Origin of the sequence: Brumicola blandensis, assembly GCF_031846165.1 — a bacterium.
GTDB classification, from domain to species: Bacteria; Pseudomonadota; Gammaproteobacteria; order Enterobacterales; family Alteromonadaceae; genus Glaciecola; species Glaciecola blandensis.
In genome coordinates, this window is the sequence record NZ_JAVRIE010000007.1 from 266,986 (window position 1) to 291,786 (window position 24,801).

General features: G+C 42.0%; 22 protein-coding genes. 11 read left to right on the plus strand and 11 right to left on the minus strand.

The features are described from left to right. Positions 1–7: 7 nt before the first annotated feature. The 3 genes from RM544_RS16395 (at position 8) to RM544_RS16405 (ending at position 2,057) form a co-directional block, all read left to right on the plus strand. Positions 8–835 carry a helical backbone metal receptor gene (locus RM544_RS16395; protein ID WP_311362890.1) on the plus strand — a complete coding sequence of 276 codons (828 nt, stop codon included), beginning with the start codon at positions 8–10 and terminating at the stop codon, positions 833–835. Between the two features lie 85 nt (positions 836–920). After that, on the plus strand, positions 921–1,334 hold the full coding sequence (locus RM544_RS16400; protein WP_311362891.1) for a rhodanese-like domain-containing protein: 414 nt from the start codon (positions 921–923) through the stop codon (positions 1,332–1,334). Between the two features lie 63 nt (positions 1,335–1,397). Then, positions 1,398–2,057, plus strand: a complete 660-nt coding sequence (locus RM544_RS16405) for a hypothetical protein (RefSeq protein ID WP_311362892.1) — start codon at positions 1,398–1,400, stop codon at positions 2,055–2,057. A 39-nt stretch (positions 2,058–2,096) separates the two neighbouring features. On the opposite strand, the gene RM544_RS16410 is transcribed toward RM544_RS16405, so the two are convergent. Together RM544_RS16410 and tyrS are read right to left on the minus strand one after the other, a co-directional pair. Next, positions 2,097–3,296: a benzoate/H(+) symporter BenE family transporter gene (locus RM544_RS16410; protein ID WP_311362893.1), complete on the minus strand. Its 1,200-nt coding sequence runs from the start codon at positions 3,294–3,296 to the stop codon at positions 2,097–2,099. Between the two features lie 34 nt (positions 3,297–3,330). Beyond that, entirely contained in the window at positions 3,331–4,530 is a 1,200-nt protein-coding gene (gene tyrS / locus RM544_RS16415; RefSeq protein WP_311362894.1) for a tyrosine--tRNA ligase, read from the minus strand. Positions 4,531–4,736: 206 nt separating this feature from the next. On the opposite strand from tyrS, the gene RM544_RS16420 reads away from it, so the two are divergent. After that, positions 4,737–6,038, plus strand: a complete 1,302-nt coding sequence (locus RM544_RS16420; protein WP_311362895.1) for a peptidoglycan DD-metalloendopeptidase family protein — start codon at positions 4,737–4,739, stop codon at positions 6,036–6,038. A 31-nt stretch (positions 6,039–6,069) separates the two neighbouring features. On the opposite strand, the gene RM544_RS16425 is transcribed toward RM544_RS16420, so the two are convergent. Further along, positions 6,070–6,507: an SRPBCC family protein gene (locus tag RM544_RS16425; RefSeq protein ID WP_311362896.1), complete on the minus strand. Its 438-nt coding sequence runs from the start codon at positions 6,505–6,507 to the stop codon at positions 6,070–6,072. A gap of 100 nt (positions 6,508–6,607) precedes the next feature. Between RM544_RS16425 and RM544_RS16430 the strand changes: the two genes are divergently transcribed. After that, positions 6,608–7,552: a D-2-hydroxyacid dehydrogenase gene (locus tag RM544_RS16430; protein WP_311362897.1), complete on the plus strand. Its 945-nt coding sequence runs from the start codon at positions 6,608–6,610 to the stop codon at positions 7,550–7,552. Between the two features lie 130 nt (positions 7,553–7,682). On the opposite strand, the gene RM544_RS16435 is transcribed toward RM544_RS16430, so the two are convergent. Further along, the gene (locus RM544_RS16435; protein ID WP_311362898.1) at positions 7,683–8,312 is read right to left on the minus strand and encodes a flavin reductase family protein; all 630 of its coding nucleotides are present in this window, start codon (positions 8,310–8,312) and stop codon (positions 7,683–7,685) included. Between the two features lie 176 nt (positions 8,313–8,488). Between RM544_RS16435 and RM544_RS16440 the strand changes: the two genes are divergently transcribed. Further along, the gene (locus tag RM544_RS16440; RefSeq protein WP_311362899.1) at positions 8,489–9,418 is read left to right on the plus strand and encodes an ABC transporter ATP-binding protein; all 930 of its coding nucleotides are present in this window, start codon (positions 8,489–8,491) and stop codon (positions 9,416–9,418) included. Beyond that, positions 9,411–10,622: an ABC transporter permease gene (locus RM544_RS16445; protein WP_311362900.1), complete on the plus strand. Its 1,212-nt coding sequence runs from the start codon at positions 9,411–9,413 to the stop codon at positions 10,620–10,622. The genes RM544_RS16440 and RM544_RS16445 overlap by 8 nt, the downstream gene beginning before the upstream one ends. 26 nt (positions 10,623–10,648) lie before the next feature. Here RM544_RS16445 and RM544_RS16450 read toward each other — a convergent pair whose 3' ends face one another. Then, a complete protein-coding gene (locus RM544_RS16450; RefSeq protein WP_311362901.1) occupies positions 10,649–11,764 on the minus strand; it encodes an HD-GYP domain-containing protein in 1,116 nt (371 codons plus the stop codon). 140 nt (positions 11,765–11,904) lie between these two features. Here RM544_RS16450 and RM544_RS16455 point away from each other — a divergent pair, with 140 nt between their 5' ends. From RM544_RS16455 to RM544_RS16465, 3 genes are all read left to right on the plus strand, one after another. After that, positions 11,905–12,627 carry a 1-acylglycerol-3-phosphate O-acyltransferase gene (locus RM544_RS16455; RefSeq protein ID WP_311362902.1) on the plus strand — a complete coding sequence of 241 codons (723 nt, stop codon included), beginning with the start codon at positions 11,905–11,907 and terminating at the stop codon, positions 12,625–12,627. Positions 12,628–12,646: 19 nt separating this feature from the next. Further along, entirely contained in the window at positions 12,647–13,051 is a 405-nt protein-coding gene (gene rraB / locus RM544_RS16460) for a ribonuclease E inhibitor RraB (protein WP_311362903.1), read from the plus strand. Positions 13,052–13,188: 137 nt separating this feature from the next. Next, on the plus strand, positions 13,189–14,637 hold the full coding sequence (locus RM544_RS16465) for a hypothetical protein (protein ID WP_311362904.1): 1,449 nt from the start codon (positions 13,189–13,191) through the stop codon (positions 14,635–14,637). A gap of 96 nt (positions 14,638–14,733) precedes the next feature. Here RM544_RS16465 and RM544_RS16470 read toward each other — a convergent pair whose 3' ends face one another. Further along, positions 14,734–15,273, minus strand: coding sequence for a PEP-CTERM sorting domain-containing protein (locus tag RM544_RS16470; protein ID WP_311362905.1), 540 nt, complete (start codon positions 15,271–15,273; stop codon positions 14,734–14,736). Positions 15,274–15,411: 138 nt separating this feature from the next. Further along, positions 15,412–16,524: a cystathionine gamma-lyase gene (locus tag RM544_RS16475; RefSeq protein WP_311362906.1), complete on the minus strand. Its 1,113-nt coding sequence runs from the start codon at positions 16,522–16,524 to the stop codon at positions 15,412–15,414. 192 nt (positions 16,525–16,716) lie between these two features. Between RM544_RS16475 and RM544_RS16480 the strand changes: the two genes are divergently transcribed. After that, positions 16,717–17,469 carry a choice-of-anchor H family protein gene (locus tag RM544_RS16480; RefSeq protein WP_311362907.1) on the plus strand — a complete coding sequence of 251 codons (753 nt, stop codon included), beginning with the start codon at positions 16,717–16,719 and terminating at the stop codon, positions 17,467–17,469. 95 nt (positions 17,470–17,564) lie between these two features. On the opposite strand, the gene RM544_RS16485 is transcribed toward RM544_RS16480, so the two are convergent. From RM544_RS16485 to pepA, 4 genes are all read right to left on the minus strand, one after another. Continuing rightward, complete coding sequence (locus RM544_RS16485) at positions 17,565–19,766, minus strand: S9 family peptidase (protein ID WP_311362908.1); 2,202 nt, start codon at positions 19,764–19,766, stop codon at positions 17,565–17,567. An 85-nt stretch (positions 19,767–19,851) separates the two neighbouring features. Then, positions 19,852–22,623 (minus strand): valine--tRNA ligase, encoded by a 2,772-nt coding sequence (locus RM544_RS16490; RefSeq protein ID WP_311362909.1) that lies wholly within the window; start codon positions 22,621–22,623, stop codon positions 19,852–19,854. Then, positions 22,623–23,078 carry a DNA polymerase III subunit chi gene (locus RM544_RS16495; protein WP_311362910.1) on the minus strand — a complete coding sequence of 152 codons (456 nt, stop codon included), beginning with the start codon at positions 23,076–23,078 and terminating at the stop codon, positions 22,623–22,625. The genes RM544_RS16490 and RM544_RS16495 overlap by 1 nt, the downstream gene beginning before the upstream one ends. Positions 23,079–23,105: 27 nt before the next feature. Continuing rightward, the gene (pepA, locus tag RM544_RS16500; RefSeq protein ID WP_311362911.1) at positions 23,106–24,611 is read right to left on the minus strand and encodes a leucyl aminopeptidase; all 1,506 of its coding nucleotides are present in this window, start codon (positions 24,609–24,611) and stop codon (positions 23,106–23,108) included. Between the last annotated feature and the right edge of the window lie 190 nt (positions 24,612–24,801).

The following is a 24,801-nucleotide window of genomic DNA, read 5'->3' on the forward strand; positions in this document are numbered from 1 at the left end:
GCTTATTTTGAAGAATTCACTCATTTTTGTCATGTTTGCATGCTTTGGTTTCGCCCAAGCAAATAGCGAGGAAGACAAACGTATCATCAGCCTCTCTCCTCATCTAAGCGAAATTGTGTTTGCCTTGGAACAAGAAACATATCTCGTTGCTGTCAGTGATTTTAGCGACTATCCTTACGGCCAAGGCTGCCGAACAAAAAAATGTACCCAGCCCTTACCGTCTGTATCTAGCTATCAAGGTGCAGACATTGCTAGTATCGTTCGTTTAAAGCCAAGTATTATATTGGCTTGGGAAGGTGGGAATAAAGCACAAGACTTAGCTCGGTTAGAGCAGTTAGGTTTTACTGTGTACCGATCATCACCACAAGCATTTAACGATGTTATTACCGATATAGAACGCATTGGTAAGCTCCTTAATGCAACACAGCAGGCAAGTAAACTAACAAAGCAATTAACAAGCACTCTTGCCGACTTAACTCAACAGTATAAAGACCAAAACAGCACAGCCCTTTATTATATGAGCCAGCAACCTCTAAGTGGTGTTGGTAATGACAGGTGGATAAATAATTTATTGGCCATCTGTGGTATCCAAAATATATACGCTGACACGGCAAGCTCTTTTTCACAGTTTTCGTTAGCCGACATTATTCGCAAACAGCCTTCACACATTATTGCTGGATTGAGTTTACCAATGAAAGATATTGAGCTTTTTTGGGCCGCCCACACTGATGTATTCGCACCTAGTATTATTAAAGTTAATCCAGATGCATTGCATCGCTTTACACCGAGAGTATTACCTGAATTAGCAAAGTTATGTAAATCCGTCTATCTTTAGCTATAGTTAACTTTCAAACAACAGCCCTGATAACTAGTTAAGAACTCATGGCTTATTGATAAAGTCGATACAAGGACATAAAACGATGCGTCAAAACAAACAGTCACTTTTCTTCACAATTAACACATTTCTCAAAACTACACTTAGTCTATTGATGTTCTTATCTTTTTGCGCTTACAGTAGCCAAGATATTTCACCTGATGAATTGCTAAAGATGGATAAAGGTGAACGTTTACTTCTCGATGTAAGAACCATACAAGAATACAGTGAAGCACACATTCCGAACTCAGTGAATATTCCTGTGAATGAAATCGAAACAAGCTTGGATCGTTTGTCAGAATTCAAAGACTTCCCAATTGTCGTTTATTGTCGATCTGGTTTTCGCGCTGGAAAAGCCATAAAAATGCTGGAAGAAAACGGGTTTAATAAAGTATTTCATTTAGAAGGTGACATGTCTGGCTGGCAAGAAGATAAACGCGCCGTTAACTCTTTAAAATAACGATCACTTAAGTTGCGCAGGTTCTTGTAAAGTAAGCGCGCCAATTGGCAGTAGAAACAATATATGGCAATAACTCCTAGCCAGCGTTTGATCGCTGCGGCTAGAGAAAACATCGCTCCCGCCCTTATTCTGCAATCATTTGCATTGGTGGTCGTGCTTAGTTTTTTCTACTTAGAACAAGCGAAAAGCAGTTTTGAATATGTTGCACAAATAAAAACGCAGTTTGGTATTTTATATGCAATTGTGTCCACTGCTCTTTTTGGCGGCTTTCTTCCTTTTGTATTTCTTTATTTTAAACAGAAAATAAAAACACAAAAATTTCAGCATTTTATATTTTACATCCTGGTTTGGGCATTCATGGGGTGGCTCATAGATAGTTTTTATCAACTGCAAGCTGGGTGGTTTGGAGACCAAGCAGATGCCATCACGGTAATAAAGAAAACAGCCGTCGACCAATTTGTCTTTAGTGTGTTTATTACTAGTCCCCTGCTTACCGCGCTTTACATCTGGAAAGAAAGTGGCTTTAGGTGGGCCGTCACTCGGCAGTCTCTTTCTCGGCGCTTTTTTTACAGTCGATTGTCAGCCACAATCATTAGCACATGGTGTATTTGGTTGCCCGCAGTGAGCCTCATATATATGATGCCCAGTAGTCTGCAGATACCCTTATTCAATTGTGTATTATGCTTTTTTGTGCTGATTATTTCTGCTTTAGATAGAGACTAGCAAGAAGGCTATGGATGATTCTGCACAAAACAAGCCAAATTAGGCCAACTTGCTCTTTCTGGCTTTCATTTTCTGAAGAACAACACCCAGCACTACGCCCCAAAATGCGCCAGAGACACCAGCAAAGCTCATACCCGACGCACACACTAGAAACGTAACTAGCGCAGCTTCACGATTGTCGGGTTCAGCCAAAGCGCTATGTAAGCTACTTGCTATTGTGCCTAATAAGGCTAAACCAGCTAAAGCGCTGATAAATGCCATTGGGAAGCTAGCAAATATGCCAACCATCGAAACGGCCATTAGGCCGGCGAGTATATTGAATAGACCTGCGGAAATACCCGCAATGTAGCGCTTATTTAGATCGTGATGAGACTCTTCTCCTGTGCATATGGCAGCAGTAATCGCCGCAAGATTCAATGCAAAACAGCCAAAGGGTGCTAAAACCAACGTGACCACGTTTACGCTTCCAATGAGAGGGGAGATTGCTTGATCGTGATAGCCACTCGCTTTTAGTACTGCAATCCCTGGTAAGTTTTGTGCGCTCATTGTCACTATAAACAAAGGAATACCAACACCTATAATGGTACTTAACTCAAACTCTGGCATAACAAAGTATGGTTTAGCCATTCCCAGTCCAACGCCCTCGACTGACAGTTGCTCAGGTCCGAAGAATAGGTATAACGCACCGCTTACTAGCGTTAAGATGACTGCGTAACGAGGCGCAAAATACTTACTTCCAAAAAAAGTAATAAGCATAAGACCAATAAGCACCGGGGAAAGCTGAAACGACGTAAATATAGAAAAGCCGAACTTGATTAAAACACCGGCAAGTAGAGCTGCAGCGATGGGCATTGGGATCCACTGCGCCACTTTATTAAACGTTCCGGAAAGAGCAATAAGCAATGAAAGCGCAGCAACAAACAAGAAAACACCTGTTGCCTGTTCTATGCTGAGTCCTTGCAAACTAGTCGCCAATAGCGCGGCACCGGGTGTTGACCACGCAATAATAATTGGGTTTTTATAGTACCAAGAAAGACCGAGGCAACAAATCCCCATGCCTACGCCTAGCGCTAAAACCCAAGACTCAATAAGTGCAAGCGGCAAATCCATCGCATGAGCAGCCTGCAGCACAATCGCCAAAGAACTCGCAAAGCCCACCAAAACAGCAACAAAGCCGGCACTAAAGGCCGAAATACTAAAATCTTTTAGGACGTTACTGTTATGAGCGTTATGCTTCAATCTGGCCTATTACCTATTGTTGACCTTGAGTACCTTACTTCAGGGTTATTCGAGCGAATTTCCGTTTACCTACTTGATAAACAGCCTCTCCCGCTTGTTCGATTTTGAAACGTGTATCACTCACTTTTTCGCCATCAATTTTAACTGCACCTTGCTTAATCATTCGCATTGCATCAGATGTGGATGCAACTAGGTTTGCTTGTTTCAAAAGATTACCAATAGCGATCCCATCAACTTCTAAAGCAAATTCAAACTCTGGCATATCATCTGGAATCGCGTTCTTTTGGAAGCGCTGAATAAAGTCTTGTAGCGCAGCTTCTGCGTCCTGTTCAGTATGAAAACGAGCAATCAACTCTTGGGCTAGCGCAATTTTCACGTCTCTAGGGTTTTTACCGTTTGCTACCTCATCCTTTAGCAATTGGACTTCTTCAAGCGGTTTAAAACTTAACAGGTCGTAATAGCGCCACATCAAGTCATCAGAAATACTCATCACCTTACCAAACATTTCGGTAGGACTATCGGTAATACCAATGTAGTTATTCAAAGACTTTGACATCTTCTGAACGCCATCGAGGCCTTCTAGCAATGGCATCATTAATACTGTTTGCTGTTTCTGCCCCTGATCTTTTTGTAACTCACGCCCCATTAGCAAATTGAAGCGCTGATCGGTACCACCAAGCTCAACGTCAGCTTCTAATGCAACCGAATCCCAGCCTTGCACAAGCGGATACAAAAACTCATGAATAGCGATTGGCTGACCATTGGCATAACGCTTTTTAAAGTCATCTCGCTCCAGCATACGCGCCACCGTTTGGCTGGCCGCTAGCTTAATCATACCGGCCGCGCCCACTTCGTCAAACCACTCTGAATTGAAGCGGATAGTCGTGCGCTCTGGATCCAATATTTTAAAAACCTGTTCCTGATATGTTTTAGCGTTCTCCAGAACTTGCTCTTTGGTTAATGGTTTACGCGTGACATTTTTACCCGTTGGATCGCCGATTAAGCCAGTAAAGTCCCCAATCAAGAAAATCACTTCGTGACCTAAATTCTGAAAAGTGCGGAGTTTATTGATCAAAACCGTATGACCTAAGTGCAGGTCTGGTGCAGTTGGATCGAATCCAGCTTTAATTTTTAGCGGCTTGCCGCTTTTTAACCTTTCAATGAGTTCTTCTTCGATCAATATTTCGTCGGATCCGCGCTTTATCTCTGCGAACGCTGTTTGCCAGTCTGCCATTACTTATTCCTGTAGTACTGAAGGTATAAAAGAACGTCCTTTATAACTTCTTAATATGATTACATTTTAATCAGCTCTTTCGTTTGGATGAAGAAATTCCTCAGATTGAGGAGTAACAAACAAAGTGGAAATTGAACCTTTCCGCTGGATTCAAGACTAAAATCATTATATTCTGGTGTTTTAATAGAAAGCTATTTTACGGTCGTATGATTACGAATACAATAAAACAACTGCCAAAACCGCACCGATTTACGCTTGCCACTGTCGCAATCGTCATGCTCGGCTTCGTTTTATTCCCTGCCGACACTGTTGAAGCTTCAAGAAACCTTGAGGTTAAACAACTGCTTCCCGGCATAAAATACGATGTGCAGCTACCAAAATTAGCCTCAACAGTAGAAAGCGTTGAGCTCGAAGATGATGCGGATAACTGGCAAACTCATCAAGTAAAAAGTGGTGATACCCTCGCCAGTATTTTTTCACAACTTGGATTAAGCCCAAGAGACACTCACAATGTGAGCCGTGCCGGCAAATTAGCAAAGAATCTAGTCAAAATTAAGCCAGGCGATTTTCTCTACGTTCAAATGGATGAAGCAAAACAGTTTCAATCACTACGTTACCCCTTATCTAAAACCGAAACCCTTAGCATTAAGCGCGACAGCGACAATAAACTCACCAGTGACGTTTCTGTAAAGCAAGTCGATACCCTATTCAGTTTCGCACAAGGCGAAATACGCAGTAGTTTTTGGAACGCTGGTAGTGAAGCAGGGTTAACTGACAATCAAATTATGCGCTTAGCGGGCATTTTCGGTTGGGACATCGACTTTGCACAAGAGATAAGAGAAGGCGATACCTTCAATGTTATCTATGAAAAGCAATATATTGACGGCGAGTTTATTGGTTTCGGCGACATTGTTGCTGCTGAATTTATAAACCAAGGCGAACAATTCCAAGCAATAAAATATAGCGATGGTAATTTTTATACGCCAGACGGCAGAAGCATGCGTAAGAGCTTTTTGAGAGCACCTGTCTCATTTAAATATATTAGCTCAAGCTTTAAAAAACGTCGTTTCCATCCTGTGCAAAAGCGTTGGAAAGCACACCGAGGTGTGGATTACGCTGGCAAAGTAGGCACGCCAGTAATGGCTGCAGGTGACGGTAAAGTGATTAAATCAGCTTACGACAAATACAATGGACACCACGTGTTTATTCAACATGGTGAAAAGTACACCACCAAATATTTACACTTTACAAAACGCGCTGTGAAGCGCGGGCAAACTGTTAAACAGGGTCAAACTATTGGCTATTTAGGTTCTACGGGTCTAGCCTCTGGACCTCATTTACATTATGAGTTTCTAGTCAACGGCGTACACCGCAACCCTCGTACGGTAAAGCTGCCTCAGGCTGAGCCTATCGCAAAAGATCAAGCAGCTAAATTCTCTTTGGTGGCTCAAGAAAGAGTGGAACAGTTGAATAATAACAAGCGGATAATGTTGGCGTTTAATCGGTAAACGGTGGGAGATTGACTAGCAAGCCTGGTGTTTAAGCTACCATGGCTTGCTTACGAGTGACTAAACTCAGTTTTTCTAAAGATGCTATCCAGCCATATTGCTGGTGTAACATGTCCTCTTCACGCTTAAAACCACTTTGCGTTAGCCTGATTGACGTCGTGCTGTCATTATCACAGGTGAAAGAAATGTTCACTTTAGTAATGTCGTTTGTATCTTCCCAGCGCCAAGTAAAACAAAGCTCCTCATTCAGACTGATCGCTTCATAGCTACCAATGATGGTCTGTTGGAATCCATCAGGCGATTGCAATATCAGCCGATAGTTCCCACCTTCTATGAAGTTAGACATAAACTGAGACACCATCATATTGCCAGGGGCAAACCAACGCACTAGCACATTAGGATCGTGGAATGCAGTGTATACATCGGTCAAACCTGCGTTCAGCGTTCCATTAATGGTGAAATCATACATAGTAACTACTTCGCTTATTCTATTTATCTGTGATAAAAAAGGTATCGGCATTTTTACCAAATCCTGCACCTCTATTTGCAAAAACTAAGGAAGAATTTCTGTGTTAAAACTAGCAATTATTTCTCGAGACCATAAAGCGTATCAGCAAGCCTTTGAAATATTGAAAAATAGTGAAGGCTACACAGATATTGAGCTGTTTTGGGCTAATGAACATGCTGAAGGCCTTGAACTCTCTGAAGCAAATATCGTTCTAGGCAATCCCAATATTTGTTCTAAATTTATCGACCAGTGTTCCAACTTGATCTGGTTTCAATCAACCTGGGCTGGCGTTACACCTTTGATTAATAGCACGAAGCGGGACTATGTATTAACTGGCCTAAAAGGTGTTTTTGGTGCTCAAATGCGTGAGTATGTGATGGCATATGTTTTACTGTTTCAGCGCAAAGTAGAAGCATTTATGTCGCGACAATCGAACAGCCACTGGGAACAAGAGTTACTCCCAACACTGAAGGGAAAAGTAATGGGTATCATGGGCTTGGGCGATATTGGATATGATGTTGCGCTTGCGGCTAAAGGCTTCGGAATGCAAATACATAGCCTAAATGCCCGTTCGCGCCCTGAAGTGGCAGATAAACATTTTCATTTATCCACACTCGTGGATTTCGCGGAGAGTTGCGATGTTATTGTTAATTTACTGCCGCATACACCAGACACTAATGGCATTTGCAATGAGACTTTTTTCAATGCAACTAAACCCGAGTGTATTTTCATCAATGGCGGCCGCGGCAATGTTATTGCTGATGATGCAATGCTAGTAAAGGCCTTAGACGAAGGACGATTGAAAGCGGCTGTACTTGACGTTTTCAAACAAGAACCCCTGCCACAAGAACACCCATTTTGGACGACGAAACGACTCTATATGACGAACCATACTGCTGCATCCAGTATGCACGCTTCAGTATTCGAGTTATTTACCGAAAACTTAGCCCGCTTTAGGAGTAAACAAGGCCTGATTGGCAAAGTCGACTTTAACAAAGGGTATTAGTGCTCCCTGCACTTTCGTCATCCTCGTACTTTCGTCATCCTCGTACTTTCGTCATCCCCGCACTTCCGTCATCCCCGCGTAGGCGGGGACCTTGATCCCTACCTAAACAGAAATAACAACTAAGCTTTCGCTATTTTGGACGCGCTAAAGTAAAAACATCACCTAAGTTTGCATATTGATTCGCACCTAAACGCGCCAGAGGGTTTAGTACTTTTGCATCAACATGTAAACGTCCTTTGACTTCGCTAACCGCGGCATCATCAATGTAAATATCGACAATTTCAACAAAAATGAGTTGCTGTGGTGCATTGCCTAAAGTTTGAGTACTGTGAACGCGACATAAAAAAGCGGCGCCGCAATTGGCTACAAAAGGTAATGGCCAATCGTTTTGTTCTTTAAGCGCAATATCATTAATATCAATTTCGCTATTTCCGTAGTCCACAGTCGCAGCTGATGCTGTGACAAGTGCGGCTTGCTCAGCATTCGGAATATTGATCACGCAATACTTTCCCTGAGTCAGATTTACCGCTGTGTCTTTTGACGCGCCACCAGCGTTTTTACCAACAGACAACATACACAAAGGCGGATCGCTGCACACTGCGTTGAAGTAAGAAAACGGAGCAAGGTTATAGTCATCGCTGATTGGCGCTTTGTCTCTATCATTTTCAGACAATACCCATGCTATTGGCCTTGGTATTATTGTTTGTGTCATTAGATGATAAATAGCACTACTCGACATCCCATCTAAATTGATAATCATTTAGTCTTTCCTGTTCCACGAATTATTTCATTATGGGACACACCTTTTTCCGTTTTGAGACAAAAGTCAATGCCGAATTCTAAGTCAGCTCTGATTACCGCTCATATCGTTCTGGATAAGCACTCAATAGATGGATACACTTAGCGTCGGCGTCATTTTTATTACAGGGATTAAACATGGAATTAGTAGTCGACAAGGTTGTTAAAAAGTACGAAGAGATGATTGCAGTCAACGAACTTTCTTTTTCGGTGTCAGAAGGTGAAATTTTTGCTCTTTTGGGTCCAAATGGTGCAGGTAAATCCTCTATTATTCGCATGTTGACTGGATTTACACATGCTGACGAAGGCCGCATATCAGTCAATATAGACGGAACTTATCATCCATCAATCCCCTCTCATGAGCTTGGCTATTTGCCCGAAGACCGAGGCCTTTATCCAGAGAAGTCTCTGCTTAAAAATATCCTGTATTTTGCTCAGTTAAATGGCATGGAAAAACAGTCAGCGTTAAGTGCCACCGATAGCTGGCTCGATCGCTTTGAACTCATCGACCGTAAAGATGATCCCTTAAAGTCCCTATCAAAGGGTAACCAACAGAAAGTACAGCTAATTACCGCTGTTATTCATCAACCACGATGGGTCATTTTAGATGAGCCATTTTCCGGGCTCGACCCAGTGAATCAAGAGAAAGTCGTCACCTTTCTATCCGAACTGACTGCACAAGGCATGAGCGTAATTTTGAGCGCCCATCAAATGGCAATGATTGAAAAGTTGGCCGCTCGCATCTTGCTAATGAATAAAGGAAAAGCCGTATTCTACGGCAAACTGGCAGACTTCCGTTCAAAGCAGGAAGCCAATGCGAAAATTTCTGTTACATTTGTACAGTCTATTGCACCGGAACTACAAAGCAGTATTCCTGACAATGTTGAACATCAATGGCTTAAAGACAATAAACTGAGTTTAAGCATCTCGGCACAATTCACCATTAATCAACTATTAAATCTACTACCTTCAATTGGTGAGGTAAGTGATATTCAAAGCCAGCAGATGGATCTACACCAACTTTACTTGCAAGCAATCGAAGAACAGGGAGCGTCTACCCATGCATAAAAATACATTTCGCCAAGTAAGGCTAGTTACTGCGTGGGAGTTTATGCATTTTTTCAAATGGAAGCAGGAGGTTATTTCAAAACTTATCATGCTTGCTATTGCTGCCGTTGTTTTTGTTTGGCAAACGGTAAAGGACGACAAAGAACCAATGTATTGGATTGGGGTTGTAAGCGAAAGCAGTAATATCGCCATACCTAACTCTACAGGGCCATTTGAGTTTGAACCTGCACCAGGAGCGCTAGACTCTTTGATCGAACAACTTGAAGATGACGCGCTATATGATGCAATCATTGAAGTCAAAGTGGGGGCACTGGGAAAGCATGAGGTCAAAATTCATAGCAGTGAAAAGACTGAGTGGCTAATTACACTGCAGCAAACGGTGACGCAATACTACGCGCAACTTTATGCGCAACAACTTGGTCTACAACAAGAGCAACTAAGCTTGCTATCCGAACCCGTTTTATTTGAACAAAGCTATACTGACGACAATGTGAAAGAAGACGAGAATGAAAGTTCGCTCACAGCCATTGGTATGGCCTTTCTCCTAATGGCAGGTGTATTCACCTCATTTGCCCAGATCTTTGCGAGTATTACGGGTGAAAAGCAGCAAAGAGTGACTGAACAACTTTATTCCTGCATTAGCGCTCAGACTTGGATTGACGGCAAAATATTTGGCAACTTATTACATGGCCTAAAAGCCATGCTCACCATGAGTATTAGTGGGATTCTAGGTTACACTTTTATACGTGTCGTGATCGCCGGTGAACCTTTAAGTTTCGACTTTATCGATTGGTCGATGTTGCCTTGGCTCATTGTATTTGCCTTAGCGGGCTTATACTTTTGCACCGCCTTTATGGCGGCGATTGCAGCAGCTATCGATGACCCAAATCACAGTGCAAAGACGAGTTTGATGCTTCTCCCCTTGCTACCTGTCATTCTAACGATGATGACAATGGGTAATCCTAGTGGTCTTGCCTTTACTTTCCTCAGTTACTTTCCATTAACTGCATTTGCAGCAATGCCAATAAAAATGTCATTGATAGAAGTGGCTATATGGGAGCCTTTATTGGCACTTAGCTTAATACTATTGCTATGTTATTGGATTAGGGGCTCAGCGGGTCGCCTATTTAAAATGGGCATGATTATGTATGGCAAAGAGCCCACTTTAAAGGATATGGTCAAATGGGCATTTAAAGGTAATTAATATGTCACGTTGAGCTTCTACTATCTCTATTGATTTAGAAGCTTAGTCATTCCTTGATTGAATAAACGTAGCCATGAACCGCTTAATTGACCTTTGTAATCTTTATTCAACGAAATAACAGCGTCTCGTTTCGACAGTTTGCTCGCATTTTTAGGGTTAATTAGGCTATCGTAACGATCCAAAATACCAAGTAGTTTGGCACCTTCACAGATTTGATCTCGCTTAAGACCTAGTGGATACCCGGAACCATCCATGCATTCATGGTGTTCCATAACGATTTTTCGAGCTTCATCCCACAAACTTAGATTCTCAAGCAAACGTGCACTCTTGTAGACATGCGAACGCATTAGGTTTTGCTCTAAACTCGTTAACGCGCTTTCTTTATTCACGATGTCTGCTGGCATAAATGACATACCAAAATCATGCACGTAACAAGCAACGGCCAACTGAGCCTCATCAATAGGCGTGGGACTGAGTTCGTTAATATAGAAAGCTAACTTTGCAATTCGATCGCCCCGCCCCTCTTGATATCCAATACGTTTTTCAATTGGTTTCATCAATTCACGGAAGAACAGTAAATCGACTTGTTGCTCAGGACTGAGGTTTTGTGGAATACCCGTACGCGCTAATCGAACAGGGACTTCATCAAAACCTTCCTCTCCCTGCTCTAAGTTCCGCGTAGGATCAATTAAATTGACTGCATTGGCAAACAGAAACTCATGCCGATTTTGATTCGTCGGATTAATTTTACTGATCACATCAATGACTGCGTTGTTTAACTTTTCGTCATACTCGGCGTAACCATTCTTCATACAGCTTTCGACAAAGACCTTAACCTTGTCCATAAGCAATAGAACCAAATCACTCATGTTACTGGTGTAATCAATTTCGCCTTTCCGTAACAGATCTAATAAATCTTCAAGATGCTGCAATATAGCAATCATCGGAGTAAACGAGACTAAACCCAAATCACCCTTAATGGTATGTACAGAACGGAATAACGCGCGCTGAAGTTCATTGTCTTTAGGTGTTAGCTCCAATTCGATAAGCGTTTGCTCACTAGCCTCGTACAGCTCGTTAATCTCTTCGATTAAGTCATGAAGAATATCGTCCTCTAGTTCTTCGTGCTTAAATACAGGCATACTGGCTCACTAAATGAAATTGGAAGTAGTGATAGTATATCGACACATTCAAGAAATTCATTCATATTTTCGACTGGTAAGCTATCTTCGCGAAAAAATCTCCGTATAATTGCGCCCATAGATTGTCACCTGGAATTTCTGTGTTAGCTATTATTCGTTTTATCACCTTACTTATCTATTTTATAGGTTTGAATGCCGTCCTCTTCCTTATCTTTTTGACGCGCCCATTTCATAGAAATAACGTTGCTTTAGCAGGTAGAATGTACTCGACAATGGCGCGCATTGTCGGACTGAAAATTGTAATGAGAGTTTCAAGCGAAGTAGACACTAATAACAATTACGTATTTGTCGCCAATCACCAGAATAGCTATGACCTGATCACAATTTGTAAAGCCGCATTACCCGGAGTCGTCACAGTCGGCAAAAAGAGTTTGAAGTGGATCCCTATCTTTGGCGTTATTTACTGGTTATCAGCAAACATCATGATCGACCGTAAAAACAAAGGTAGAGCTCGTGATACACTCACCGGTACCTTAGACAAAATGCGCGAAAAGAACCTAAGTATTTGGTTTTTCCCGGAAGGAACAAGAAGTAATGGCAGAGGTTTGTTGCCGTTTAAAACCGGTGCATTCCGATTAGCCCTCGCAGCAAAAGAACAGATTGTCCCTGTATGTGCGAGTGAGTTACACAATAAAGTGCATTTTAACCGCTGGAATAACGGTACTGTCGTCATTGAAGTCATGCCGCCGGTTGCCATTCCTGATGGAATGAATGCCAAACAATTAGCCGAACATTTTCACTCGATCATGTCGGACAAAATCAAGCAGCTCAATATTGAAGCTGAAAAACTAGATAACGCTTGAACATTGAGGAAGGTCAATTATGAGTGAACATGATGCAAATGAATGGTATGAATTCAACAAAGAGACAATTGAAGCCTTAATTGCTGACGGCAGTGATGTGTCACAAGCACACCAAATCGAGCACCACCTAGCTAGCTCGGATTTTGATGCTTTAGAGAAAGCGGCAGTTGATGCCTTCAAGGCAGGCTTTGAAGTCACTGATGCTGAAGAATTAGTGCTTGACGATGGTGGCACAGTCTTTTGCTTCGACGCTGTTGTAGAGAAAAAATTAGATGTTGACGTTTTTAACGCCGATGCCGATAAGCTGATAGCTATCGCAGATAAACACAAGGTCTATTACGATGGTTGGGGCACATACTTTATCGGCGAAGGTGCGTTAGAGCGCGATGAAGTTGGCCAAATCGATTATGACGACGATTATTAACGCCATAGCTTCATGGTAATCGCTAATTAGATCGACGGCAGCGCCACTTTTACAGATAGAGCCATATATATCAGCCTGTTGCCTAGGACAGCTTGATGTTTTACCCTAAGACGGGTCAGTAGTCATAAAGGTCGGGAATGCACGGGACAGTCGGAAACTCAAAGTTTACTCAATCAATTCTTGATATCGTTAATCTTATTGATGGCAAGTCGCCTTTGCAAGATTCACTTTTTGAAGAAGCCTCTGTATTTTTTGAGAACCAAGAAACGGACCAAAAGCGCCTGACGACACTCGATACCGAAATACAAAGACTCACCAAAGCTGTTCAGTCTTCAAATAAAAAGACCGCTAGCTTGTCAACGGACGCGCTAAAAAAAGCAAAACTGAAGTTCAAGAAAGAAAAGGATCTGCAGGAACAAGAAAGGCTGAAACGCCTGCGTCGAGTGTCGGAAATTGGTGAGAAGATCATACGCCTTTCGGAAAGTGAAGACTGGGAGAAAACACAAACATCAAGTGCCCGAATGTTGGGAACTTTACACCTATTGTGCCCCACTGAAGGCTTTAAGGTATTACAAACTAAACAACGTTTTAAGCCGGCTTACAAATCAATTTTGGCAATGCGCTTATTAGATAAGCTACTGGATAAAAATCAAATTGATTCTAGCTACATTTCTGCTCGCTATGATCCTAATGCAAGATACACCGATGCTAGAACTGAACTCACGCCGTTTCAAATTGACGTCGCCATCCCAATAATCACCGCTGCTATATTCCAAGATATTGGCTTACTGCACCCTAAGGCTCAAGAAATATTGAAGGGGCGAGATGGTAAACGCGACGAATATGCTGTCCTTGATAAAGAAACACGGATTGAATTATTAAAAACCAATTACAAGTACACCTTAGAATATGTGAAATATGGCCTAGGAATGGAGCAGTACGTCGGAAATTCAAAGCCCGAAAGAGCAGAGTTTATTGCTAAGGAAGAACAAAAGCTCAAATTAACAGTGGACTTATTAGTGGGTGCACAAAAGCCCAAAAATGGGATCGGTAACTTAATCAAAATCCCACAAATTTATGCTTCTTTTATTTTTTCAGCGAAACCCGACCAAACTCTATTTGATTTGCCTAAGGCTGGTTTGCTCATTACCAAGGCAGCAAAACAGTCATCACTAAGTGAATTAGCCGTTGATAGTTTATTGAAAATTTTAGGCCACTTTCCACAAGGATACGGCGTCACCTATATTGCTGAAAATCCTGATGGTACTAAATCTGATTCATTTGAATATGCGATTGTAGTTGAACTCAATCCAGAAAATATATTTGAGCCTGTCTGCCGAATTGCGACCAAAAACCTTACCTTTGTCGGAAATGGATCGACTATGGTCATCCCCGCAAAGCGCAATCTTTATTATCCCGAACCCAGAAAGCAATTAGAAAGAATCGATCCGGAAAGGCTTAAGTTGATACTGAAAAAGCTTGTGTCGAACTATGAAGAGCGCAAGGATCTTGAATTGATTCCAAGCCATTGGGACCCTCACACCTTTTTCCAGTATGAAAAATTACAAAACCTTTGGAAAAACTAATATAGCCAAAAAACGCTGTTTGTTACAAGCTAGAAGCAAAAAGCCAATCAACAACATGTGATTGGCTTTCTATATCTCAAAGCTTTATAGCCAAGCTTATGCTTTACGCTTTCTTGTCATGTAAACGCCACCTAATAGCACCAAGGAAAACAATACAATTGTTGAAGGTGCTGGCACTGGTTTAGAGTCGTAAGAAATACTGCCTGATAACACGTTAATAGTACCGCAACAGTTTACCCTGCTTGAAGAGTCAAAAGAGAGGTTCAATAAACCGTCACTGATAAGCGCAGCAAAATCTGCTGCTGAGATTATAGCAACACCAGTTAAAGTTGATCTAGATTGATTGCCAATATCACCAGCAAAATTAAATAAGTCATTGGCAGTGTTGCCATCAAATACTCTTCCTAGACTGAAAGCGTCAAAAAGAATATCGAGGTACTCAAAATTACTGTTAAAATCACCATTTACAGAAAGCGTAACAGTTGCATTACCCGTAATAGTGGAAGGAACAACTAGATTATTGAACGAGATTGTCGGCCCAGAACCAGAGGCTGATGAAGGTCCAAACGTTATTAACGCAGCGTTAGCTGAACCACCAACAAGCAAAAACATACATACAATCAACAGTTTTTTCATAAATATTTCCCTAATTTACTTTTTACAATCTGAATGCAATAGTTAGGCCACACATTTAATATAACAATATCAATAACTTAAGGTGGGTGGAAATAAAAATGTAAAATAACCTGACGGAAGTATTGTCATCAAAATAGATCAAACGTCACATAAAGCTTGCTCCACATCATCAAGAATATCTTCCGTCCGCTCACAACCCACGCTAAATCGAATCACACCTTCAGCAATGTTATCGGTTCCCCATCGTGCCCGTCTCTCAGCCATACTATGCACACCACCAAAACTGGTTGCTTCGTATACCAATTTGCACGCATTGAGAAAATTCTCTGCAGCTTCTTTATCAGATAGTTCAAAGCTGATTATAAAGCCGAATAAATCTTGTTGCTTCTTGGCTATCTTATATGAGGGATCAGAAACTAAACCTGGATAACGGACAGACACCACTTTTTGATGTTCTGACAAGTATTCAGCCAAACGCATAGCATTCTCACACATACGTTGTAATCGCATATCGAGTGTTGACAGACTACGGTGAACCAGCCAAGTTTCCATCGGCCCTGGAATATTGCCAGAGTACTTTCGCCACTCTCTTATTTTATCGCTCAGCGCGCTGTTTTTTGTTGAAACATGGCCAAATACAACATCTGAATGGCCATTCACTGATTTTGTATCAGCACATAAACTGATGTCTGCACCTAAGGCCAAGGGTTGTTGGCCGAGAAACGTCAGTGTTGTATTATCGATTGCTAGTAAACAATTTTGAGTGTGCGCACGCTCAGCCGCTTCTCGGATATCAAAAGTGTCTAGCATCGGATTGCTGGGAGTTTCGAGTAAAGCAAGATCAACCCCTGCAAAATCGAAGTGTTCAATATCTTTCGTTGCAATTGTCTGTAAATTCACGCCAAAACGAACCAAGTATTGTTCAGTATAATAGCGCACAGGAGCATAGCCATCGCTTGGTAATAATATAGTATCCCCTGGCTTCACTAAACTTGTCAGGATCGCGGCTGCAGCGGCCATGCCAGAAGGAAATATACTCGTCTCACCTCCCTCAAGTTGAGATAAACCAAGTTCCAGATCCCGCCAAGTTGGATGATCAAAGCGTCCATACTGAAACGCTGTAGGGTCCACATCACCTGAGAGGTGAAAGGTGCTGGCAAACTCTGGACCTCGTCTAAAACTTTTTCCTTGTTCAGGTGGTGGTGCACCAGCATTAATGCTCAGTGTGGCTAAGCTTGGCTTCTTCGTCATAGCAAACTCAATAAATAAGGTATGTTAAACAGGATATTAGCACACACTTCGACAAAATTTAGCAGTTCATAAAGCAACAAATACTTCAGTTTGCAACAAACCTAGTCAGCTAAGGTTCAGGTAAATTTCAGTTTCGGTTCAGCTTCACCCTTGCATACTGACTATCAAGCATTACACCTAAGGGCTTACATTATGAAATTTATAACTAGCAAAACACTTTTTTCCATCGCGATGGTAAGCAGCATAGTATTTACTGGTGATCTGTTTGCTAATCAAGACACATCATCAGCATTGGTGAAGTCGAAAGAGTATCAACCCAACATAGTGGATGCTGCTGGCGAAAAACAAATTAAATATAAAACCGCTGAGCAAGGAAAAATCACAAATAGCGCAGCAACAAAAGCAGAACTAAACCTAAAGAAAAATGTAGCTCCTTTAACAAGAGAAACGGCAAGAAGCTATGATGATCCAGATTTTTGGATTTACGATAGCTACGTTACTTTAGACAATGACATCGATTATGACGGCTACTATTCATCGTTCACGATAGAGTTTGACGTAGACACAATATACCAACGTGCAGCGATTTATGCAGAAATATACTCAAGCACAAATGATACATTTACACCTTTTTATACCACCGACATCTATTATATCAACGGTGACAATACGCAAGATGCAATTGTGGTGGAAAACTCATTAATCACCGGCTTTCCAAGCAATGATTATGAAATAATGATTGTGATTTACGATGCTGATACAGATGAAGTTGTGGCGGTATCGGATGGTACGGACGATGCAGATTTAGCGTTTATCAGCTTGGAAAGTGAAAACTATGAGTATGTTGAACCTGTTGATGTGATTGTTGTGGAGAACGGCGGTTCATTTGGTAGCTGGTTACTCGCAGGGCTAGGTCTTGTTGCCTTGAGACGCGCTATTAAATAATATGTCAGAAAAGACAATAAAAAGCCCTGATTGCATTTCATCTAAAAGAATCGTCACAATCAGGGCTTTTTCAATACATTTGTAAAGTAGCTACCTTACTCTTCAATCCCGTGTGATAGAAGCGTAAATGCGTACTCTTCAGCATAGTCACGCAAGCGACCATAACGACCACTATTCGAGAAATGCCCCGCACCCATGTTGATGCGCATGACCAAGAGGTTATTGTCAGTCTTCAACTCACGCATTTTCGCTGTCCATTTGGCAGGCTCCCAATAAGTCACACGAGGATCATTCAGACCGCCAGTCACCAACATTGGCGGATAATCTCTCGCAACGATATTGTCATATGGCGAATAGCTTTTTATGTAGTCGAATGCAACGGGATCTTCGATTGGGTTGCCCCACTCTGACCACTCCGGTGGCGTCAACGGTAAACTTGCGTCCAACATAGTGTTAAGTACATCGACAAACGGCACGCCCAAATTTACAGAGCTCCACAATTCCGGAGCCTGAATCACAACGGCACCCATTAATTCGCCACCTGCGCTACGACCCGAAATGCTAATATTCCCTTCTGCAACATAGTCTTCACTGATCAAGTGACGAGCGACATCCACAAAATCATTGAAGGTATTCATGCGTTTATCTAGTTTCCCGTCAAGATACCATTGATGTCCTAACATATCGCTGCCACGCACATGCGCAATAGCGTATGAAAAGCCTCTATCCAATAAGCTTAATCTTAATGTTGAAAAGCGCGGTGTGACAGTTGAGCCATACGCACCATAACCGTACAACATCATCGGCTGACTACCATCCTTTTTAAAGTCCTTGTGATACACCAAGGTAACGGGGACTTCGATACCATCACGACTTGGTGCCATTATGCGCTCTGTACGATATTGAGACTTATCATATCCCGACGGTATCTCTTGAACTTTTTTAGTTTGCAGCTCTTTCTTGCCGACATGATAGTCAAACACGGTGTTTGGCGTAATCATTGACGTGTAGTTTAAACGCACAAAGTCTTGTGAAAACTCTGGGTTGTTGCCCAAGCTGATGGTGAACACATTTTCTGGAAACGCAATATCGTGTGAACTGTCTTTGTAGTCGCTGATAGTCACTTTCTCAATCCCTTTCTCGCGGAATGAGATAACCATAAACTCCTTAAATACAGACATGCCTTTTAGATAAAGATCGTTTGAACCTGCGATAACTGTTTCCCACTTATCATAGCTAGGGTCGGCATCCGATACCTTGGCCATGCGTGAATTCACGTGAGTATCGTTGGCAATGATATAGAAATAACCATTGGCATGATCTACATTATTGAGAAAACCTTGCTCTCTCGATACGAGTTTAGTGGGTGTCGCGAATAAATCATTGGCGGGAACCACAAAAGTTTCGACCGTTTCACTTTGTCCACTAGCAATGATCAAGTATTCTTCGCTTGAGGACATATCAAACTGAATAAAGAAACCGTCGTCATTTTCAGTATGAATGATTTTATCTTCAGATGAATTTGTCCCCAAAGAATGCACGTTGACACTCTTTGTAAACCAACGCTCGTCATCTAACCGCCCGTAAACTAGAGTTTTATTATCAGCGCCAAAAACCAAATCGCCATTGGTATCGCTTAATTCATCAGATAAAAGCTCACCCGTATTTAAGTCTTTAATGACTATTTTATAGCGTTCATCACCGTTCGTATTATATGAGTAGGCTAAAAATTGATTATTTGGGCTAATTTCCCAATCACCCATTGTGTAATAATCATGCGGCTTAGCCAACTCAGTCACACTCATAAAAACTTCTTCTTTGTCGCTGTCCAACTTTCGACGACTATAGGTACGATACTCTTCACCTTCCTTGTAGAAGGATTTATATTCGTAACCGTTTTCGACCCAAGGAACTGATGAATCTTGATCGTTGGTTCGCCCTTTAAACTCCTCGAAAATAGTGTCGACAAGGGCTTTTTTGGGCTCTAGGAAAGCATTAAAATATGCATTTTCTTCATTTAAGTAGTCAATAACTGGCTGGTCGTTTACTTCTGGGTAGCCTTGGTCTTTTAGCCAGTTGTATGGGTCAGATAAAGTCTTACCATGATATTCTGCGGTATATTCTACTTTTTTTGCCGTTGGCGCAGGAATAGGTAATTCTTTTAAACGCTCAAAGGTAGGTGAAGTTGCTTTCTTTGTTTCTTGTTTTTCCATTGAACCTTCTTCTGATGGTGTGCAAGCCGCTAATAAAGTCATGCCTGCGAGCATGGCTATGGGGCCAAATTTTAAAAATCGCATGGTATCTCCTTTTTTTTACTGTTGCTTTCTTGCGGAATAAACAAAAAAGCCAACACATGTTGGCTTTTCTTACTTATACATATCGTTAGATAGCTTCTATTTCTGCTTTTTGAGCACTAATTTTACTCAATTGCATTTCCATATCTGCAAGCTTAGCTCGCTCCTTTTCAATGACAGCTTCAGGAGCTTTGCTCACAAAGTTTTCATTACTCAATTTACCTTTCGTACGCTGTGCATCCTTCTCAATTTTTTCAGCAGCTTTATTTAAGCGTGCCAATTCAGCATCCTTATCAATTAGGCCAGCCATCGGTATTAAGATTTCCATCTCCCCCACCATCGCGGTAGCGGAAGCGGGTGCTTTTTCACCCTCGGTCAACAAAACAACGGACTCTAGTTTCGCCAATTTCGCTAGATAATCGCCACTGCTATCGAGCTTTGCTTTATCTGAGGCACTTACATTCTTGAGTAAAACCGGTAAAGGTTTTGAAGGCGCGATATCCATCTCACCACGGATATTACGGATACCTACAATAAATGATTTCACCCATTCAATATCGTCTAGCGCTACCTGATCTACTTTACTCTGATCAAACACAGGGAAAGCGTCAACCATGATGCTTTCAGCACTCGTCTGGTTTGTAGAGAGAGGGACTATTTTCTGCCAAATCTCATCCGTAATGTAAGGCATGAAAGGATGTAATAAACGCATCATATGCTCTAGTACATTGATTAAGGTATGACGAGTACCTCGTTTTTCTGCTTCACTACTGTTTTCTGAATTTAATATAGGCTTTGATAGCTCCAAGTACCAATCACAGAATTGGTTCCAGGTGAATTCATATAAGTGTTGAGCTGCAATATCGAATCGATACTGGGCCATAGCTTGTTCGTAGGCTTTCAAAGTCTCTTGGAATTGAGACCAAATCCAACGATCGAACACGCTCAATTGCAATTCACCACCGTTTTTACCTGCATCGAACTCTTCGGTATTCATTAACACAAAACGAGTCGCGTTCCATATCTTGTTACAGAAGTTTCGATAGCCTTCAACACGTCCCATATCAAAATTAATATCACGACTTGTTGATGCCATTGCTGCGAAAGTGAAACGTAAAGCATCAGTACCAAAAGCATTAATCCCATCTGGGAACTGCTTTTTAGTTGCCTTACCTATCTTTTCTGCCATTTTAGGCTGCATCATACCCGACGTGCGTTTGTTAAGGAGTGTATCGAGGTCAATACCATCGATAAGATCGATAGGATCCAGCACATTCCCCTTCGACTTTGACATTTTGTCGCCGTTTTCATCTCGGATCAGGCCAGTAATATAAATGTCCTTAAACGGGATCTTGCCGGTAAACTTCTTAGTCATCATGATCATTCTGGCAACCCAGAAAAAGATAATATCAAAGCCGGTGACCAACACTGAACTTGGTACAAACGTTTCTAGCTCAGGCGTTTCTTTTGGCCAACCCATCGTTGCGAAAGGCCATAAGGCCGATGAAAACCAAGTATCTAGCACGTCTTCATCTTGTCTTAACGCAACACTCGCATCGATATTATGCTTCGCTCTTACCTCGGCCTCATTGCGACCCACAAATATATTTCCAGCGTCATCAAACCAAGCAGGAATACGATGTCCCCACCATAATTGACGTGAGATACACCAGTCTTGAATGTTGTGCATCCATTGATAGTAGGTTTTATTCCAGTTTTCTGGTACGAAACGGATCTCCCCACTTTCCACCGCCTCAATTGCAGGCTTGGCTAAAGACTCAACCGCAACATACCATTGGTTAGTTAAATAAGGTTCAATGACGACACCCGTGCGGTCTCCACGAGGCACTTTTAGTTTGTGTTCTTCAACTTTCAGCAACACACCAAGCTCAGTTAAATCGGCAACAATTGCAGTGCGGGCATCAAAACGATCCATACCGCGATATTTCTCTGGCGCAACATCATTTAACTTAGCATCGTCAGTTAGAATATTGATCATTTCAAGATTATGACGTTTACCCATATCGTAATCATTGAAGTCATGGGCTGGCGTAATTTTCACACAGCCTGTGCCAAACTCTTGATCAACATAATCATCTGCAATAATCGGAATTTCACGCCCCGTTAGTGGCAAAGTTAATGTTTTACCAATAAACGCGGCATAACGTTCATCATCAGGGTGAACAGCCACTGCCGTATCACCGAGCATTGTTTCTGGTCGTGTAGTTGCAACAACCAAATGACCGCTACCATCAGACAGTGGATATTGCATATGCCACATGTGACCGTTTTCTTCTTCACTCACTACTTCAAGGTCTGATACCGCCGTTAATAACACAGGGTCCCAATTCACCAAGCGCTTACCACGATAGATTAAACCTTCTTCATGAAGCTTAATAAACACTTCTTGAACGGCTTCAGACAAATTATCATCCATGGTAAAGACTTCACGATCCCAATCTGGAGAGTTCCCTAAACGACGCATTTGCTGCGTAATAGTGCCACCGGACTCTGCTTTCCAGTCCCATATTTTCTTAACGAAATCCTCTCGCCCTAAATCGTGACGTGTTTTTCCATCAGCATTTAACTGGCGTTCAACAACCATTTGAGTCGCGATGCCCGCGTGATCTGTACCGCATTGCCACAGGGTATTGCTGCCCTTCATTCGATTGTAGCGAATTAATGAATCCATGATGGTATGCTGAAACGCATGACCCATATGCAAGCTACCCGTAACATTCGGTGGTGGTAATAAGATACAGTAGGGTTCACCTTCACCAGATGCTTTAAAATAACCTTGCTGCTCCCACTTTTGATAACAGTCTTTTTCAATTTTGTGGGGATCGAATGTTTTATCCATTAATTACTCTCGTTTAATTGATTTGCAGGCGTGAATTGCATCTGGCAACCCGCCATTTTGTATTGCTTGTAACGCTCTCGCGCCTCTTGTTTTTTTACTTCGTCGACAGGCACAAAATCAATAATATGTTGATATTGTCGGTGGTTATCAATCATGCTGTGCGACAGATTCACTAGCGTGTGGCGGTTACTAATCGGTTGGCCACTCCAAGTGATTTCAGCAGGTGTACCTTGCTTCGGTCCCTCACCCGCCAAGTTATGCGGGATAAACTCATCGACCGGATGTTGCCAAACAAATTCATCAACTTGTTCGGCTTGTTTTTTATCAGAACACAATACTGTTGACCACTTACGCTTTCGGTAAGCTGTAAGTAATAAACTCGAACACGCTTTCATTAGATCGTGACTTGGATCTGCTGAACTCTCATCGAGTTGATAGAACGTGACTATTGTCATTTAATATTGCACCTACTGCGTTTTATATTAATCTTCGCTGACTAAACCAGCTTTGTTAAACAGATACTGCGATAACATCGGCACTGGTCTGCCCGTTGCACCTTTTCTTGCGCCCCCGACCCATGCGGTGCCAGCAATATCTAAATGCGCCCAATTGTACTTTTTCGTGAAGCGCGAAAGGAAACACCCTGCAGTGATTGTACCTGCCGGACGACCACCGATGTTTGCCATATCTGCGAATGGGCTTTCAATCAGTTCTTGATACTCATCCCATAATGGTAAGCGCCAAGCACGGTCAGAACTTTGTTCTGAGGCGTTAATCAACTCATGCGAGAGTGGATTATGTGAGCTCAGGACCGCCGTTGCATGAGGCCCAAGAGCAATAACACATGCACCTGTTAGGGTCGCAATATCGATGACAGCTTCAGGTTCAAAGCGCTCAACATAAGTTAAGGCATCACACAACACCAAACGGCCTTCTGCGTCGGTATTCAACACTTCGACAGTTTGCCCTGACATTGTGGTGAGTATATCACCTGGACGATAAGCATTCGCGTCCGGCATGTTTTCACACCCTGCGATAACACCGATAACATTGATAGGTAAGTTTAGCTCTGCCACGGTATGCATTACACCTAGGACTGAACTTGCACCGCACATGTCATACTTCATTTCATCCATATTGGCGCTAGGCTTGATTGAAATACCACCTGAATCGAAGGTCAGACCTTTACCAACCAACACAATTGGCGCCTGTGAGTCATCCGCTCCTTTGTGATGAATCACACTCATTATCGATTCATTGACAGAACCTCGGCCCACTGCAAGATAACTATCCATACTCAACTCAGTCATCTCTTTCTCGCCAACAGTATCTAATGACAAGGAATCGTATTGAGACACTAATTTAGCAGCTTGTTCATTCAAATATTTAGGATTACAGATATTTGGTGGCATGTTACTCACGTCTTTCGCAACCAGCACACCCTTGCTCACTGCTGAACCATGCTCAATAGCACGTTCACCAGAGGTTAATTCTTTTCGAGTAGGCACATTAAAGACCATTTTACGAAGTGGTCTACGAGGTTCACCTTTCTTAGTTTTAAGTTGCAAGAAGGTATAAAGAGAGTCATTCGCAGCTTCGACCGCTTGACGCACTTTCCAGTAAGTGTCTCGACCTTTCACGTGAAGTTCAGTCAAGAAGCAGACCGCTTCCATAGAACCAGTCTCATTGAGTGTTTGAATAGTCTTAGCAATAATTTGCTTGTATTGGCGTTCATTTAGCTCGCGCTCTTTGCCACAACCTACAAGAAGTACCCGTTCGCTCAGTACATTCGGCACATGGTGGAGGAGTAACATTTGACCAGCTTTTCCTTCGAGGTCACCGCGACGCAAAAGATTGCTAATATAGCCTTCGCTAATCTGATCAAGTTGTTCAGCAACATGCGTTAAACGGCGCGGCTCGAAAACGCCCACGACGATGCATGCACTACGTTGCTTTTCAGGACTTCCGCTTTTTACGCTAAATTCCATGTTGTTTCCTCAAATATTGTTTTGAATGAAAATCACCCAAAACCGATTAATTTCGTCTTTTTCAGATTATTGCAGATAAAAATAATGTATTGTCTGTTAGCAAAACTTTTGTTTATGCTAAACTATTACGTGATTTAAAGACGATGTGTGCATTAAAACAGTCAGAAATAGTAAGTTTACTGAAATATCT